Source organism: Roseivivax sp., from assembly GCF_054552075.1.
In genome coordinates this window covers 77,917-94,084 of the sequence record NZ_JBTOLZ010000009.1, presented here as the reverse complement: position 1 = coordinate 94,084, position 16,168 = coordinate 77,917, and the positions used below count along the sequence as shown (strand labels likewise).

General features: G+C 70.1%; 17 protein-coding genes. 5 read left to right on the top strand and 12 right to left on the bottom strand.

Annotated features, from left to right (window positions below):
• Positions 1-2 precede the first annotated feature (2 nt).
• From ACX938_RS09315 to fliF, 3 genes are read right to left on the bottom strand one after another with little or no spacing between them, the layout of a single operon-like run.
• On the bottom strand, positions 3-458 hold the full coding sequence (locus tag ACX938_RS09315; RefSeq protein ID WP_459430832.1) for a FliM/FliN family flagellar motor switch protein: 456 nt from the start codon (positions 456-458) through the stop codon (positions 3-5).
• A complete protein-coding gene (locus ACX938_RS09310) occupies positions 451-1,146 on the bottom strand; it encodes a FliH/SctL family protein (RefSeq protein ID WP_459430831.1) in 696 nt (231 codons plus the stop codon). Before ACX938_RS09310 ends, ACX938_RS09315 begins: the two co-directional genes overlap by 8 nt.
• A gap of 1 nt (position 1,147) precedes the next feature.
• Positions 1,148-2,848 carry a flagellar basal-body MS-ring/collar protein FliF gene (gene fliF, locus ACX938_RS09305; protein ID WP_459430830.1) on the bottom strand — a complete coding sequence of 567 codons (1,701 nt, stop codon included), beginning with the start codon at positions 2,846-2,848 and terminating at the stop codon, positions 1,148-1,150.
• A gap of 136 nt (positions 2,849-2,984) precedes the next feature.
• Here fliF and ACX938_RS09300 point away from each other — a divergent pair, with 136 nt between their 5' ends.
• From ACX938_RS09300 to ACX938_RS09285, 4 genes are read left to right on the top strand one after another with little or no spacing between them, the layout of a single operon-like run.
• Positions 2,985-3,542: a flagellar basal body-associated FliL family protein gene (locus ACX938_RS09300; RefSeq protein ID WP_459430829.1), complete on the top strand. Its 558-nt coding sequence runs from the start codon at positions 2,985-2,987 to the stop codon at positions 3,540-3,542.
• Entirely contained in the window at positions 3,539-4,459 is a 921-nt protein-coding gene (locus tag ACX938_RS09295) for a FliM/FliN family flagellar motor switch protein (RefSeq protein WP_232752003.1), read from the top strand. The genes ACX938_RS09300 and ACX938_RS09295 overlap by 4 nt, the downstream gene beginning before the upstream one ends.
• A complete protein-coding gene (locus ACX938_RS09290; RefSeq protein WP_459430828.1) occupies positions 4,456-4,854 on the top strand; it encodes a flagellar motor switch protein in 399 nt (132 codons plus the stop codon). The genes ACX938_RS09295 and ACX938_RS09290 overlap by 4 nt, the downstream gene beginning before the upstream one ends.
• The gene (locus ACX938_RS09285) at positions 4,851-5,501 is read left to right on the top strand and encodes a MotE family protein (RefSeq protein WP_459430827.1); all 651 of its coding nucleotides are present in this window, start codon (positions 4,851-4,853) and stop codon (positions 5,499-5,501) included. Before ACX938_RS09290 ends, ACX938_RS09285 begins: the two co-directional genes overlap by 4 nt.
• A 396-nt stretch (positions 5,502-5,897) precedes the next feature.
• Here ACX938_RS09285 and ACX938_RS09280 read toward each other — a convergent pair whose 3' ends face one another.
• Genes ACX938_RS09280 through ACX938_RS09245 form a run of 8 tightly spaced genes read right to left on the bottom strand, consistent with a single transcriptional unit; the run spans position 5,898 to position 12,147 of the window.
• Entirely contained in the window at positions 5,898-7,022 is a 1,125-nt protein-coding gene (locus ACX938_RS09280) for an EscU/YscU/HrcU family type III secretion system export apparatus switch protein (protein ID WP_459430826.1), read from the bottom strand.
• 10 nt (positions 7,023-7,032) lie between these two features.
• Entirely contained in the window at positions 7,033-7,788 is a 756-nt protein-coding gene (locus ACX938_RS09275; RefSeq protein ID WP_232751999.1) for a flagellar biosynthetic protein FliR, read from the bottom strand.
• Positions 7,789-7,793: 5 nt separating this feature from the next.
• A complete protein-coding gene (flhA, locus tag ACX938_RS09270) occupies positions 7,794-9,890 on the bottom strand; it encodes a flagellar biosynthesis protein FlhA (RefSeq protein ID WP_232751998.1) in 2,097 nt (698 codons plus the stop codon).
• Between the two features lie 3 nt (positions 9,891-9,893).
• A complete protein-coding gene (locus ACX938_RS09265) occupies positions 9,894-10,697 on the bottom strand; it encodes a lysozyme family protein (protein ID WP_459430825.1) in 804 nt (267 codons plus the stop codon).
• Positions 10,694-10,963: a flagellar biosynthetic protein FliQ gene (locus ACX938_RS09260; RefSeq protein WP_232751996.1), complete on the bottom strand. Its 270-nt coding sequence runs from the start codon at positions 10,961-10,963 to the stop codon at positions 10,694-10,696. Before ACX938_RS09260 ends, ACX938_RS09265 begins: the two co-directional genes overlap by 4 nt.
• A 12-nt stretch (positions 10,964-10,975) precedes the next feature.
• Positions 10,976-11,296 carry a flagellar hook-basal body complex protein FliE gene (locus ACX938_RS09255; protein WP_459430824.1) on the bottom strand — a complete coding sequence of 107 codons (321 nt, stop codon included), beginning with the start codon at positions 11,294-11,296 and terminating at the stop codon, positions 10,976-10,978.
• Between the two features lie 8 nt (positions 11,297-11,304).
• Positions 11,305-11,715 (bottom strand): flagellar basal body rod protein FlgC, encoded by a 411-nt coding sequence (flgC, locus tag ACX938_RS09250; RefSeq protein ID WP_459430823.1) that lies wholly within the window; start codon positions 11,713-11,715, stop codon positions 11,305-11,307.
• 15 nt (positions 11,716-11,730) lie between these two features.
• The gene (locus ACX938_RS09245) at positions 11,731-12,147 is read right to left on the bottom strand and encodes a flagellar basal body rod protein FlgB (protein WP_232751993.1); all 417 of its coding nucleotides are present in this window, start codon (positions 12,145-12,147) and stop codon (positions 11,731-11,733) included.
• Between the two features lie 71 nt (positions 12,148-12,218).
• Here ACX938_RS09245 and ACX938_RS09240 point away from each other — a divergent pair, with 71 nt between their 5' ends.
• Positions 12,219-13,565, top strand: coding sequence for a FliI/YscN family ATPase (locus ACX938_RS09240; protein WP_255702728.1), 1,347 nt, complete (start codon positions 12,219-12,221; stop codon positions 13,563-13,565).
• Positions 13,566-14,352: 787 nt separating this feature from the next.
• Here the strand turns inward: ACX938_RS09240 and ACX938_RS09235 are convergent.
• Positions 14,353-16,167: an ABC transporter ATP-binding protein gene (locus ACX938_RS09235; RefSeq protein WP_459430822.1), complete on the bottom strand. Its 1,815-nt coding sequence runs from the start codon at positions 16,165-16,167 to the stop codon at positions 14,353-14,355.
• Position 16,168: the final 1 nt, after the last annotated feature.

Genomic DNA, 16,168 nt, shown 5'->3' with positions numbered 1-16,168 from the left:
CCTCAGCCCTCGCCGATGTGCTCGCGGACGATCTCGGTCAGCGAGACGCCGATGCGTTCCCCGGCCAGCTTGACCAGCTCGCCGCGCGCCACGGTCTTGTCGTTGACCACGATCCGCACCGGGTCGCCGATGCGCTGGTCCAGTTCGACCACCGAGCCGCGGTTGAGCTTCAACAGCGTCGAGATCGGCATCTTGCAGTCGCCCAGCACCACCCGCACGTCGAGGTCGACGTTCAGCATGGCCTCGATGCTGGCCGGGCCCTTGCCGCGCCGGGGGGCGGCCTCGCCCTCGCCGGTGGGGGCGTCCTCGAGCTCAGGCAGGCTGTCGCCGGTCAGCGCGGCAGAGGCGCCCTGGCCGGTCTTGGCGCCGGCCTCACCCTCGGCGGGCTTGGCGGTCTGGCCCGCGCGGCCGGCCGGGCCGGAGGCGGGGGCGGGTTCGGGCGTGTCGCTGTCAGACATGGCTTTCTTTCCGGCTGGTTGCGGCGGCAGAGGAGGAGGAGGCGGCGCTGCCCTCGGAGGCGGGCGGCGCGGTGCGGATCAGGTGCAGGACCCGCTCGCAGACCGCGGCGTAGCTGTATTCCATGAAACCGTCGTCCCAATCGACGCGGCCATCGCCCGCGGCAAGCTCGGCGTCGGCGGCGATGTCGAGCCGGGCGGTCAGCCCCAGCTTGTCGGCCTGGCGGCGGATCTCGGGGTCGAGCCGCTCGATTTCCTCGGCGCTGAGCCGCACCCGCAGGACCGCACTGCCGAGCGCCAGTTTCAGCGTCGCCATGATCTCTTCGCGCAGCCGCGCCTCGCCGAAGGCCGCCAGCGCATGCGGGGTGACCTTCTCGAAGACCGCCTGGATGAAGCCCAGGATCTCTTGCTCAAGCTTGGCGCGATGCTCGGCGTCACCGGCCAGCAGGCGGTCCATCCGCTCGGCGATGGTCATCAGCGCGCTCAGGCGGTTGTGGTCGGCGGTGCTCAGGACCTCGTCCTGGGCCTTCTTCCAGCCCGCTTCCTCGCCCTCGGCAAAGGCCTGGGCGCGGGCGGCGGCCAGTTCCTCCTGCACCTCGGCGGTGGTGTAGATGCGTTCGGGCGGGGGCGCGTCGCCGCGCTCCATGTCCAGTTCCCTGTCGAAATCCCGGTCGAAGACAAACCGCGTCATCTCATCCCTCCGCCAGCCAGTGTCTCAGGACGCGCAGCGACTCGTCGGGCTCCGCATCCACCAGGTCGCCGACGGATTGCACCCGCCGCTTGCGCACGCCGCCGCGGACCGAGGCCAGGGTCACCAGGTCGTCCTGCCCGTCGTCGTAAAGGATGTTGTCGATCGCGGGCTCGATGCGCGCCACTTCGCCCGGGCCGGCCTGGGCGCGCTCGGCCCCGGCGGGGGCAAGCCGCGCGCGCGGCTGCTGGCCCGCGGGCAGTTGCGGCGCCGGGCCGCTGGTGTCGAGCGCGGGCGTCTCGCCTTCCTTGGACTTCTGAGCGCTCAGCGCCTGGCGCAGGGCCGGGCGCACCGCGAAGGCCAGGACCGCGACCACGATCCCCAGCGCCATGAGGCCGCGCAGGATGGTCATGCCGTTCCGCGCCAGGAAGTCGCCGAGCGGCGAGCCGCCCGAGACCAGCGGGTCGTTCTCGAGCGCCATGAACTGCATGCTCTCGACCGAGACGGTGTCGCCGCGCGCGGCGTCGAAGCCGATCGCCGATTGCACCAGCCGCTGGATCTGTTCGAGCTCGTCCTCGGTGCGCTCGCGGTAGACCGGGGCGCCGGTGCCGTCGGCCTCGTAGAGCCCGTTGACCAGCACCGCGACCGAGACCCGCTCGATGTCGCCGGGCTCGCGCACGGTCTCGGAGGTGGTGCTGCCGATCTCGTAGTTGACCACTTCGTTGGTCTGCTCGCTGCGGTTGGTCGAGCGCGGCGCATTGGCGGGGTTGCCGCCGAGTTCCGGGGGCAGATCGTTGGCCACGCCGACCTCGCCGTCGGCGGCCTCGCTGCCTTCGCGCTGCTCCTCGCGGCTTTCGGTCGAGCGCACGACCTGCTGGTCGGGGTCGAAACTTTGCTCGCGGATCACCTGGCGTTCGGTGGTCAGCGCGACATTGGTCTGGACGCGGACGTTCTCGGCGCCGAGCCGCGCGGCGAGCATCTGGCTGACGCGGTTGGAGAAGCGGTCCTCGAGCGTCGCCTGCTGCCCGGCGAGCGAGACATCGCCCGGGGTCTCGCCGTCCTCCGACAGGATCGTCTCGCCGCTCGACGACAGCACCGTGACCTTGCCCGCCGCCATGTCCGGCACCGCCGAGGCGACCAGCGCCCGGATCGCCAGCGCCTGGCGGCGCGAGACCTCGTAGCCCGCGCGGCTCTGGATGATGACCGAGGCGCTGGCCTCGGGGCGGGTGCTCGAGAAGGCCTCGCGCTCGGGCAGGACCAGGTGCACCCGCGCCGCCTCGACGCCCTCGATGGTGCGGATCGAGCGGGTCAACTCGCCCTCGAGCGCGCGCAGCCGGTTCACCCGCTGCATGAAGCTGTTCATGCCGAGCCCGCTGGCCTCGTCGAAAAGCTCCCAGCCGGGCGAGCCCTGGGCCGGCAGCCCCTGGTCGGCCAGCGCCATGCGCGCCCGCGCGAGATCCTCTTCGGGGACCCGCACGACGCGGCCGGTGCTGTCGAGCTCGACCTTGAAGCCGGCCTGTTCCAGGGAAGAGACGATGCGGCTGGCCGCCGCGGGTTCCAGGTCGCCGTAGAGCGGACGGAAGGAAGGGGCGAAGACCGTGCCGAGCCCCAGGAAGACCACCAGCACCAGGCCCAGCCCGGTCGCCGCGAGCGCTGCAAGGCGCGTCGTTCCCAGCGACAGGAGGTTATTCTTCAACTCTTCCACACGTCCCTCGGAGGAGATTGCCCGTAGTTGCCCGGATGGTTTCTTTAATCTTCTATTAATCCTATCTGTGCATCTTTAATCTTGAAGGTCAATCCAATTTTGTTCAAGAATAGCCAAGAATAGATTGAGGCGACCCATGGCGGAGAGCGACAGCTCCTCAGATCAGCCACCCAAGCGGAAGAAGCGTCTCGCGCTCTTTGCGGTGCTGGGCGTGCTGCTCTTTGCCCTGGCCGGGGCGGGCGGCGCGGTCCTGGCATTGGGGCCCGACCGGGTCATGGCGCTTCTGACCGGCGGGGAGGCCGCCGAGGAAGAGGCGACGCCGCCCGAGCCCGGCTCGCCCGAGGACATCGCCGCGCGCAAGGCCAAGCAGGCGCTGGTCGAGATCATGCCGCTCGACGAGATGATCGTGAACATCACCGCGATCACCGCCACCGGGCGGCGCACCTCGCGCTTCCTGAAGCTCAACGTCGCGCTGGCCGTCGACCCCGAGGCCGAGGGCGCCGAGCGGGTCGCCGACCGCGAACCCTACCTGCGCGACAGCGTGCAGGACTTCCTGCGCCACCTGACCGAGGACGACCTGCAGGGCAGCGCCGGGCTGGCGCTCCTGAAGACCGAGATCCTGCGCCGCGCCCGCGAGGTCACCGACAGCGAGGCGCCCCGCGAAGTGCTGCTTTCCGACCTGGTGATCCAATGACCGACGCCACCCAGACCCGCGAATACCTCGAGGAAGAGATCATCCGCGCCTCGGTCGAGAACGTCGAGCGCCTGCCGATGCTCGAGAAGATCTTTGAGCGGCTCCTGCAGGGGCTCTCGGGGGCCTTGCGCAGCTTCTCGGGCGTGCAGGCCGAGCCGACCTTCGAGGATGTGCGCTACCTCAACATGGGGCCGGCGCTGAACGGCATCGACCCGAGCTGGCTGACCGCGATCTGCGACGCCCATCCCTGGGACAGCCGCTTTGTCCTGGCGCTGGAGCCGAAGCTCCTGTTCTCGCTTCTGGAGATCCTGCTCGGCGGGCGGACCGCGGCGCCCTCGGACTGGACGCCGCGCAGCTTCACCTCGATCGAGAAACGGCTGGCCCAGCAGATCACCGACACGGTGCTGCGCGAGTTCGAACAGGCCTTCGCCCCGGTCGAGGCGGTGAAGTTCAAGCTCAGCCATTTCGAGACCAGCCCGCAGTCGGCCATGGTCGCGGCCTCCACCAGTCCCGCCACGCGCTTTGCCTGCACCATCGACCTCGAGGGTCGCGGCGGCGGCCTGGTGCTGGTGATCCCGCATATCGCGCTGGACGAGACCCGGGCCAAGCTCTCGGAGCTCTTCATGGGGGAATCCATCGGCCACGACGTGGCCTGGGAACACGGCATGGAGACCGCGGTCTCGGGCACCAGCGTGGAACTGCACGCGATCCTGCGGCAGCTGCGCGTGCCGCTGATCGAGGCGCTCGGCTGGAAGCCGGGCACGGTGATCGACCTCGGCGTCGGGCCCGAGGACGAGGTGGCGCTGGCCACCAGCGGCCAGGTGGTCGCCCATGGCTCGATGGGGCGGCGGCGCTCGGGCGCGGCCGCGGTGCGCATCAGCCGCACGACTTTCGAAGAGGAGGGGTTCATCCCATGATCGGTCAATTCATCGATATCGCCATCGGCGTGCTCCTGGTCGTCGCCATCGGCTTCGGCGTGGTGCTCGACCGCCGCGTGCGGCGGCTGACCCGGGTGCTGGCCGAGCTCAGGCCCGCCATCGACGACTATTCCATCGCCGTCGACCGGTCCGAGGACACGGTGGTCAAGCTGCGCTCCGCCGCCGGGCCGCATCCGAGCCTTGGCCGCGAGCGTGACCGCGACCGCGCCGAGCCCCGGGTGGAGAAGCCGGCGAGTTCCTCGCCCTTCACCTTCCGCTCGCGCCGCTCGGAGCCCGAGCCCGCGCCGGCCGGGGCCAATGGCGTCGCCCAGATCGACGGCAAATCGGCGCTCGTGCGCTCCTTCTTCGAGACCGCAAGGAGCCGCGAGGCATGACCCTCAGCCGCACCCAATGGCTGCTCGCGGTGCTCGGCACCGCGGCGGTCCTGCGCCTCGGCGTCCTGGCCTTTCCCGCCGCCCCGCCGCCCGCCCCCGAAGAGCGCCCGCGCGGCTTCGTGAGCGCCGCCGAGGCCGCCGAGACCGCGCCTGACGCCGCGCCCGCGGAGATGGAGGTCGGCAGCGCCGCCGACCGCATCCTCGCCGAGGGCTGCGAGATGCCCGAGGTGCTGCTCGACACCATCAAGGAGGAGCGGGCGCTGCTGCGCGCCGAGAAGGACCGGCTCGAGGCCCGCGCCTCCGAGGTCGCGCTCGCGGTCGAGGACATGGAGCTGCGCAGCGTGCGGCTCGAGACCCTGCGCAGCGAGCTCTCGGGCCTGCTCGAACGCGCCGAGGCGCGCCACACCGAGGACGTCGACCGGCTGGTCTCGCTTTATTCCGCGATGAAACCCGACGACGCGGCGCGGATCATGGACGACATGGACCTGGAGGTGACCGTCATGGTCCTGGGCGCCATGCGCGAACGCGACGCGGCCCCGGTCATGGCCGGGCTGAGCCCGGTCCGGGCGCGGGCGATCTCGAAGATCCTGCTCGAACGCGCGCAGCTGCCGGGGGACCAGGATCTGACCGGGATCCGGCTGAAGTGATCTTTTTCTAGGTTTTGGTTTTTGTTGGGGTCCGGGCAGGGGGCTCTGCCCCCTCTGCGGGCCTTGCGGCCCGCATTCACCCCCGGAGGTATTTTCAGCCCGGTCATGCGCAAGGAAGAGGCGCTTGGTTGGGCGGTTTTGCTTGTGGGTGGGGGGGCGGTGTTGCAGGCGCGAATTGGGGGTGAGGTGGCGCGCGCTCTTTTGCGGGTCGTTTGGGCTTTTCTGGGGGGGAGCGGAGTTGGCGCGTCGCCCGGCTGGCAGACTGTTTGGCGGCGGTGCGTGGCAACTGACGCCCGTCTCGCGGTCTTCGGCCGGGGACACTTTGCCATCGAGGCGCGCCGCGCTGTGCCCGGCAGCGGGAGCCCAACGCGCCGGCGCCGCGGCCCCCAGCGCCTCTCAATCCTCGCGCGGGGTGGTGCCGGGTGGCGGGGCGCGGCGGGCGTTCTTCTTCAGCTCCATCACGTAGCGGATGATCTCGGCCACGGCGCGCCAGTGGTCGCCGGGGATCTGCGCGTCGACCTCGACCACCTCGTAGAGCGCGCGGGTCAGGGGCTTGTTCTCGAGGACCGGCACGCCGTGTTCATGCGCGAGCTTGCGGATCTGCGCGGCCATCAGGTCGGCGCCCTTGGCCACGCAGACCGGGGCCGCGTCGCGGCCCTGTTCGTAGCGCAGCGCCACGGCGAAATGCGTGGGGTTGGTCAGCACCACCGTGGCCTCCGGCACGGTGGTGGCGATCTGCTGGCGCAGCCGCTTGCGGCGCAGCTCCTCGCGGCGGCGCCGGATCATCGGGTCGCCCTCGCTTTCCTTCATCTCGTCGCGCAGTTCCTTGATGGTCATGCGCTGCTTCTCGCGCCACTGGAAGCGCTTCCAGATGATGTCGAGGATCGCCAGCGGCACCAAGAGCGCCGAGGTCCAGAGAAAGACCTTCGCGGTCTCGCGCAAGAGGAGCGGCGGCAGCGCTTCGGGGGCGAAGCCGGTGCCCTGCCAGATCCGCGTCACCGCGCCCTGGGTCACGAAGAGGCCGATCATCGCCACCGCGCCGATCTTGGCGAGGTTCTTGCCGAACTCCACCAGCGTGTCCTTGGAGAAGAGCCGCTTCAGCCCCTCGGCGGGCGAGATCTTCGAGAGTTTGGGGCGGATGCGCTCGGCCGAGACCACCACCTCGCCCTGGATCAGCACCGCGAAGACCGCCAGCGCCATCATCGTGCCGAAGACCGGCACCAGGGTCACCGCCGCCGCCCAGAAGAGCCGGCTGGTGAGCGCCCCCACGTCGCGCAGCCCTTGGGCGCTGCCGCCGACCTCCACCGTGCCCGCGAGCGAGAGGATCTTGGTCAGCGTCGCGGTGAGCTGCGGGCCGGTCAGCGGCAGGATCAGCACCGCCAGCACGAAGAGCGAGAGCGCCACCATCATGTTGCCGGGCTCCTTGGAACTCGGCACATCGCCTTTCTCGCGGGCCTTGGCGAGTTTTCGCTCTGTCGGCTCCTCGGTGCGGCTGTCGCGGTCCTCGGTGTTCTCGGCCATCCCCGCCCTTTCAGAACCTGAGCATGCCGAGCCAGTCGGCCAGCGCGCCGACCACGCCCGAGAGGAGCGAAGGCACCGCGACGGCGGTGACCAGGAGGCCCGCGCCCAGGAGCACCGGCATGCCCACGAAGAACACCGGCAGCGTCGGCATCAGCCGGTTGGCGAGCCCCAGGCCCACCTGCAGCACCACCGAGAGCACGTAGAAGGGCGCCACGACCGAGAGGCCCACGTAGAAGCTGGCCTTGGCCGCGCCGATCATCTGTTCGGCCATGTCGCCGGGCATCAGCCGGCCGAGGGGGAAGACCTCGTAGGACATCACCATGGCGCCGATGATGACGTGGTGCAGGTCGATGGCGAAGATCAGCGCCGTGCCCGCCAGCATCAGGGCCGAGGCCAGGAGCGTCGCGCCCTCGAAGGCGCCGACATTGGGCGAAAGCGCATTGGCGAGCCCCGAGATCATGCCGATCTGGTATCCCGCGAAGTCGAGCGCGCTCATCACGATGCGGCCGGTCAGCCCGAACCAGAGGCCCAGCGTCAGCTCCAGCGCCAGAACCGGCAGGAGCGCCCCGGGGGCGGCGATGTCGAGCGGGCCCACCGGCAGGGCGGGGGCCAGCGCGATCGACAGGACCAGCGCCAGCGCCAGCCGGTGGCGCACCGGGATCGCGCTTTCGCCGAAGCCCGGCATGAAGAGGAAGATGCCGCCGATCCGCGCGAAGACCGCGAAACTGCCGAGGATCTGCGAGGTCAGGAAGGTGGAAAGCTCCATGGGGCCTAGCCCCCGATCTGCCCGACCGTGCGCAGCGAGACCTTCCGGTGGATCTCGGCATGCGACAGGATCGGCGTGCCCGGGCTGACCCGGTCGAGCATCGAGCGGACGTAGCCGCGGACCTCGGCGGCGACCAGGATCGCCGGCCATTTGTTCGACTGGGCGTGGGTCTGGATCTCGCGGCGGGCGTCGAGCACGAAGTCCTGCACGCGCTTCGGCGACATGGTGAAGCTGGTCTCGTCGCCGCGGGTCGAGAGCGCCTCGATCAATTCGCGCTCCCAGCTCGGGCCAAGCGCGATGACCGGCACATAGCCCTCGGCGTCGGTCAGCCCGGCGCAGATCTGCTTGGAGAGCCGCTGGCGCACGTGTTCGACGATCTTGCGCTCGTTCTGGCTCGAGCGGCAGGCCTCGGCCATGGCCTCGGCGATCAGCGGCAGGTTGCGGATCGAGACCCGCTCGGAAAGGAGGCTCTGCAGCACCCTCTGCAGCATGATCACCGGGCTCGGCACCGAGAGGTCGGTGATCAGCTTCTGGTAGTCGCGGTCGAGCCGCTCCACCGCCTCCTTGGTGTCGGCGAAGGTCAGGAGGTCGGGCATATGCTCCTTCACGACCTCGGTCAGATGGGTGGTCAGCACGCTTTCGGGATCGACCACCGTCAGGCCCATCTCCTCGGCGCGGCGGGCGTTCTCCATGTCGACCCAGAGCGCGTCGAGCCCGAAGGCGGGGTCCTTGGCGGGGGTGCCAAGAATGTGGGTCGGCGGGCCCTCCGGGGTCAGCACCATGCGGCCCGTGGGGCGCACCTCGCCGCGCACCGCCGAGACGCCATGCACCAGGATCCGGTAGTCGTTGAGCGGCAGGCTCGCGTCGTCGCGGATCCGCACCGTGGGCAGGACGAAGCCGTAGTCGCGGGCGAAGAAGGCCCGCAGGCTCTTGATCTTGCCCGGCAGCGCCGCCTCGCCGGTGTCCGAAAGCGGCACCAGCGCCTGGCCGAGCTCGAGGCAGAGCGCGTCGAGCTTCATGGTCTCCTTGAGGCTGTCCTCCTCGGTCTCGGGCTGGGCCACCTTGGCGCGGCGGGCCTCCTCGGCGGCGCGGCGCTCGGCGGCCTGGGCGTTGCGCTGCATGACCACGCCGAGGGTCGCCATGCCGGCGGCCAGAAGCGCGAAGATCGGGATCGGGAAGCCGGGCAGGAGGCCCATCAGGAGAAGCAGCGCCGCCGCCATCATCAGCGCCTTGGGGAAGCGGCCGAGCTGCGACAGGACCACCTCGTTGGCCGCGCCCACGGTGCCGCCCTTGGTCACGATCAGGCCGGCGGCCATGGAGACGATCAGCGCCGGGATCTGCGTCACCAGCCCGTCGCCGATGGTCAGCGTGGTATAGGCATTGGCCGCGGCGCCGATCGACATGCCGTGCTGCAGGATGCCGATCAGGATGCCGCCGATCACGTTGATCAGCGTGATGATGATGCCTGCCACCGCGTCGCCGCGCACGAATTTCGAGGCACCGTCCATGGCGCCGAAGAAGCTGCTCTCGTCCTCGAGCTTGCGGCGGCGTTCCTGCGCTTCCTTCTCGTCGATGAGCCCGGCGCCGAGGTCGGCGTCGATGGCCATCTGCTTGCCCGGCATGGCGTCGAGCGAGAAGCGCGCCGAGACCTCGGCAATCCGGGTCGAGCCCTTGGTGATGACGATGAAGTTGATCACCACGAGGATGGTGAAGATCACGATGCCGATGGCGTAGGAGCCCGCGACGATGAAGCGCGAGAAGCCCTCGATCACCCCGCCGGCGGCGCCCGCGCCGGTGTGCCCCTCGGACAGGATCAGCCGGGTCGAGGCCACGTTCAGCGACAGCCGCAGCATGGTCACGACCAGGAGAAGCGTCGGGAAAGCGTTGAATTCCAGCGGTTTGCGGATCCAGAGCGCGACCATCAGGATCAGGACCGACAGCGAGAGCGAGACCGCCAGCCCGAAGTCGAGCAGCATCGGCGGCAGCGGCACGAAAAGCACCGCCAGGACCAGCGTGATGCCGATGGCGAAGGCCACGTCGCGGTTGGCGAGCCCGCGTTCGAGGGCGCTTGCGGCGCGGCTCTGGCTGGTGGTGTCGGCCATGGCTCAATCCCCCCGCGTCAGCGTCGGCAGGATCGGCGCCAGCCGGTAGACGCCGTAAGGCGTGTGGCGCGCCTCGCCGGCCTCACCGCCGGTCGACCAGAGCGTCGCGCCGCGGGTCACCTCAGGGGCGGGCCGGGCTTCGGGGGGCGGGGTGCGGCCCGGCTCATGGCCCCGGGCCAGCGCCCGGAAGGCGGCGATGCGCTCGTTGGCCACGCCGATGTTGCGCAGCGCCGCGCGGGTGTAGCTGTCGTGCTTGTCGGGCGTGCGCGAATGGTAGTTGCCGAGCGCCCGGTGCCAGTGGCCGGTCTCCTGGTAGAGCCGGACCAGGAAGCGCGCCGCGTAATCGACGTTGCGCGCCGGGTCGAAGCCCGCCTCGACCGAGGGGAAGGCCTCGGGGTGCCAGCGCAGGTTGACCTGCATGCAGCCCACGTCGATCGACCGGGCGCCGCGCGCGCGCTCGGCGGTGACGAAGCGCAGGGCCGCCTCCTTGGTCTGGAAGATCCGGCCCTGGCCTTCGGAGTTGACCGCATAGGGCCAGACCGTCAGCGCGCCGTTGCGGGTGGTGCCGGCCTCCTGCAGGCCCAGCCCCAGAAGGATGTTGTCGGGGATGCCGTAGCGGTCCTGCGCGGCGAGGATCTCGGCGACGCACAGGCTTTCCGCTGGGCCGCTCGCGCCACGGCGCGGGGCGGCGGGCGCCGGGGCGGGGCGGGTCGAGCGGTAGAAATCGCCCCAGCCCGCCGCGGGCAGCGGCGGGGCGGGGGCAAGCGCCAGGAGGCAGGCCGCAAGGAAAGGGGCGGCCGCCCTCACAGCCCGCCGCTCGCGATGGCGTCGAAGCCCCGCGTCGAAAGCCGTTCGAGCGTGGCGTAGATGAAGGGCGTGGTCGCCAGGAGTGCCACGAAGATCACCAGGATCTTCGGCACGAAGGTCAGGGTCATTTCCTGGATCTGCGTCAGCGCCTGCACGAAGGCGATCACGAGGCCGGTGACCAGCGCGATGATCAGCACCGGGGTCGAGGCGATGAGCACCGCCATGAACATCCCGGACGTGAATTCATAGACCTCGGCCTCGGTCATCCTGCCCCCCGGTCAGATCGGCATCCGCATGATGTCCTGGTAGGCTTCCACCAGCTTGTCGCGGATCGAGACGGTGAGCTTCACCGTCTGTTCGAGCTCCAGCGTGGCCTGCACGACCTCCTGGGTGGTGCGCTCGCCCAGGAGGCCCTCGGCCATGACCTGCTCGACCTCGCGCACCTGGTCGATCGCCGAGGTCGAAGCCTCGGAGAGCAGGCTGGCGAAATCCCCCGAGGGGCCGGCGACCGCCTCGCCGCCATCGGCCTCGGCGGGCATGGTCTGGGTCGACCGGTAGGCCCCGAGGGCGGCATTGGCGGAATAGATGCTGTCGGTCATGGCTCAGCTCACTTCAGCAGGTCGAGCACGCGATTGCGCATCCGCCGCCCGGCCTCGAACATGTTCATGTTGGCCTCGTAGCTGCGCGAGGCCTCGCGCAGGTCGGCCATCTCGATGAAGGTGTTGACGTTGGGCACCTTGACGAAACCGTCGCCGTCGGCGGCCGGATGCGAGGGGTCGTGCACCATGTTGAAGTCGCCCTCGGCGCGGCCGACGTTGGAGACCTCGACCATGGAGCTGCCGCTCGGCCGGTCGACCCTCTCGGAGAAGGAGACGGTCTTGCGGCGGTAGGGATCGGCGCCGGGGGTGGTGCCGCGGGTGTCGGCGTTGGCGACGTTCTCGGCGACCACCTTGATCCGGGTGCCCTGGGCGCGCATGCCGCTGGCGGCGATGGCGGTGATGGATTTGAGCGGGTCCATGTGCCGGTCCTCCCCTTACCGTCCGCCGGTCGCGGCGAGCGAGATCAGCTCGTGCGCCTTGCGGTAGAGGTCGGCCGCCAGGCGGTAGCTGTCCTCGGTGTCGGTGGCGCGGATGACCTGCTGTTCGAGCACCACGGAGTTGCCGTCGATGCTCTGTTCCCAGGCCACCTCGTCGACCTCGGAGGCGAAGCCCTCGGGGCCGGAGCCGAAGGAGCTGGACAGGTGACCCGCCTGGGTGGTGGCCACCGCGCCCGAGACCGAACCGCCGAGCGAGCCGCCCTCGAGCAGCTCCTCGAAGGGCCGCAGGTCGCGCGCCCGGTAGTCGGGCGTGTCCGCATTGGCGATGTTTTCCGAGATCACATGCTGGCGCGCCGCCAGCCAGTTCATCCGCTGGGAGGCGAGATCGAAGAACGAAAGCGAATCTGAACTCATGACTGTCCCCACATCTTGGCCAAGTTTTAACATGGACTTAACCTTGCGTCTACTGTATCTATTCTTGTGAAATGCTGCTTTCTAATCTTGCCTGTCAGGTCCGGGAGATGCCCGCCGCGCGCCGCGTGGGGCGGGTCCGAGAGGTCATCGGCCTGCGGCTGACGGTGGCCGGGCTCGACCGGGCGCTGGGGGTGGGCGCGATCTGCGCGGTGCGCGGCGCCCATGGCGAGGTGGCCGGCGAGGTCGTCGGCGCCGACCAGCGCGGCGCGCATCTTCTGCCCTACGGCAGCTGGGAGGGCGTGGGCCCCGGCGACGAGGTCGAACTGCTGCCCGCCAGCGCCTCCTTCCGGCCCGGGCCGGGCTGGATCGGCCGGGTGGTCGATGCGCTTGGCCGGCCGCTCGACGGACGCGGGCCGCTGCCCACCGACGCCCCCCAGCGCGCGCGCAACGCCTCTGCGCCCGAGGCTTTCGCCCGGGGCGAGGTCGGCGCGCGCATCGAGACCGGGGTCAAGGCGCTGGACGTCTTCGCGCCGCTCTCGGCGGGCCAGCGCATGGGCATCTTCGCGGGCTCCGGCGTCGGCAAATCGACGCTTCTGGCCATGCTCGCCAAACAGGCCGAGGCCGATGTGATCGTCGTGGCCCTGGTCGGCGAACGCGGCCGCGAGGTGCGCGACTTCATCGAGACGGCGCTTGGCCCCGAGGGCATGGCGCGCTCGGTCCTGGTGGTGGCCACCGGCGACCAGGCGCCGCTGATGCGCCGGCAGGCGGCGTTGACCGCGACCAGCGTCGCCGAGGCTTTCCGCGACGCGGGCCGGAACGTGCTTCTGATGGTCGACAGCGTGACCCGCTTCGCCCATGCGCATCGCGAGATCGGCCTCAGCCTTGGCGAGCCCCCGGCGGCGCGGGGCTATCCGCCGACGGTCTTCTCCGAGCTGCCCCGCCTGATGGAACGCGCGGGCCCTGGCGGGCCGGGGCAGGGCGCGATCACCGCGCTCTACACCGTGCTGGTCGATGGCGACGATCTGAACGACCCGATCGTCGACGCGGTGCGCGGCACGCTCGACGGGCATATCGTGCTGTCGCGGCGGATCTCCGAACAGGGCCGGTTCCCGGCGGTGGACGTGGAGAAGAGCCTCTCGCGGATGCTGCCCGGCTGTCACAGCCCGCAGGAGAACATCGTGCTGAACGCCGCGAAACGCGCGATCTCGCGCTATTCCGACATGGAGGACCTGATCCGCCTCGGCGCCTATAGCACCGGCACCGACGCCGAGCTCGACCGCGCGATCAAGGTGGCGCGGGCGGCGGAGGGGTTCCTGAACCAGGACAAAGGCGGGAAGGTGCCCGCCGCGGAGGCCTTCGCGGGGTTGGCGAAGATCCTCGACGAGGCGGGATGGCCGCTGGAGGCGCCCGCGGGGTAGGGGGGCTGGGTTGGCAGGCCAGACGCTCCGCGCCGACTGACAGGACTAATCCTGGCCCCCACTTGCGCCCGAACAGCACCGAAGGTGCCGGGCGCGCGCCGGACCGGCCCGACGGGCCGGCGCTCCTGTGAGTGGCTCGCCTAGCTGTCCTCCAGTCCTGACCTTGCCGGGATAAAGCGCTTAGCCCGGAGGTCGGCAGCGCCGGCCCCCGGTCCGGCGCGCGCCCTTTGGTGGGCGGGGTTTGAGGGTCACTCAGCACGGCAGGAGAGGTGCTTTCACGGCAGGTGAGCCGAAGACCCTCACCACCTCCACGGCTGCCTAACTTCCTGACCTGACATCCCACGCACCTCCTTGCGCCCGAACAGCATCGAAGATGCCGGGCGCGCGCCGGACCGGCCCCTTGGGCCGGCGCTCCTTGGGGCGGCGCTCCTTGGGGCGGCGTACTTAGCTTGCCACTAGTCCTGACCTTGCCGGGATAAAGCGCATAGCTCGGAAGTCGGTAGCGCCGACCCCCGGTCCGGCGCGCGCCCTCTGTTGTGCGGGTTGGGAGGGGCGCTCGGCACGGCAGGAGAGGTGCTGCCACGACAGCTGCGCCTAAGACCCTCACCACACCTGCGGCTACCTACTTCCTGACCTGGCATCCCACGCACCTCCTTGCGCCCTCTGTTGCGAGGGTTGGGAGGGGGGGCCGGGGCGCTTCACCGGGGTCGGCGCCAAAGGCGCCGACTTTGGCTTATCTAGCCCGGGCCTGAACTGCCCCGGCGCTGCGGGCCCAGCCCCGCCCCCCTCAGGCGGCGGCCTTCTTCTCCCGCGCCATGATGTCCTCGAGCGCGTCGTGCTCGGCGACCATATGGCCCGGCGCGACCTCGGTCAGCCGGGGCACGTAGTCCTCCTCGCCCGCGGCGAGCTTCGAGGGCAGGAAGCGCAGCGCCGCGCGGGGATCGAGCGGCGAGGGCAGCTCGCCCGGCAGCCGGATCCGGGCGCGTACGCGCTCGGCCACCGGGTCGGGGATCGGCACCGCCGAGATCAGCGACCGGGTATAGGGATGCACCGGCGCGGTGCAGATCGTGTCCGCGTCGCCCATCTCGACCACCCGGCCGAGGTAGAGCACCATGATCCGGTTGGAGATCTCGCGCACCACCGACAGGTCGTGGCTGATGAAGAGCATCGACATGCCGAACTCGGCCTGCAGCTCCTTCAGAAGCGTCACGATCTGCGCCTGGATCGAGACGTCCAGCGCCGAGACCGCCTCGTCGCAGATAATCAGCTTGGGCCGGTTGATCATCGCCCGGGCGATGCCGACGCGCTGGTTCTGACCGCCCGAGAGCTCGTGCGGGTAGCGGTTGTATTTCTCGCGCTCGAGACCGACGCGCTCCATCATCGCGACCACCTCGGCCTGGCGCTCGCTTTTCGACAGCTCCGGCCGGAAGGTCTTCAGCGGCTCGGCGATGGAATCGGCGATGGTCATCCGCGGATCGAGGCTCGCCAGCGGGTCCTGGAAGACGATCTGCAGATCCTTGCGCTCGTTCTTCAGCGCCTTCTTGTCGAGCTGGTTCAAGGGCTTGCCGAACCAGCTCACGGTGCCGTCGGTGGGCTCGACCAGGCGCAGCACGGCGCGGGCGAGGGTGGACTTGCCGCAGCCCGACTCGCCCACGATGCCCAGGGTCTCGCCGGCGCGGAGGCCGAAGCTCACCCCGTTCACCGCCTTCAGCGGCACCGTGCGGCCGAAAAGCCCGCCCTCGACGCGGATCGGGAAATGCACCTTCATGTCGTCGACGGTCAGGATCTCCTCGCCGGTCTCGGTGCGGTTGGCCTCGCCCTTGTCGATGCGCGGCATCGCCTCGAGCAGGCGCTGGGTATAGGCATGCGACGGCGCGTCGAAGATCGCCTTGGCCTCGCCTTCCTCGACAAACTCGCCGAGCCGCATGACCTTGATCCGGTCGCACATGCGCGCGACCACGCCCATATCATGGGTGATGAGCGCGATGGCGGTGCCAAGCTCGTCCTTCAGCCGGTCCATCAGGTCGAGCACCTCGGCCTGCACCGTCACGTCGAGCGCGGTCGTCGGCTCGTCGGCGATCAGCAGCTTCGGCTCGCAGAGCATCGCCTGGGCGATCATCACCCGCTGGCGCATGCCGCCCGAGAGCTCGTGCGGATATTGCTTCAGCCGCCGCCGCGCCTCGGGGATGCGCACCCGGTCGAGCCAGTCGAGGCACTGGGCGCGCGCCTCGCGGCCCGAGAGCCCCTTGTGGACCTTCAGGACCTCGGCCATCTGCTCGCCGATCTTCAGATGCGGCGTCAGCGCGGTCAGCGGGTCCTGGAAGATCATGCCCACATCGGCGCCGCGGATGCGGTTCAACTTGGAGACCGGCAGGTTCAGGATCTGCTCGCCCTGCAGCTCGACCCCGCCGGTGGCGCGGCCGTTCGGCGGCATCAGGCCCATGGCGGCCATGAAGCTCTGGCTCTTGCCCGAGCCGGATTCGCCCACGATGCCCAGGCATTCGCCGGCGCGGATGTCGAAGGAGACGCCCTTGACCGCCTGGACGGTGCCATCGGGCGTGTCGAAATCGACTTTGAGGTCGTTCACGGAGAGGATGGTCATC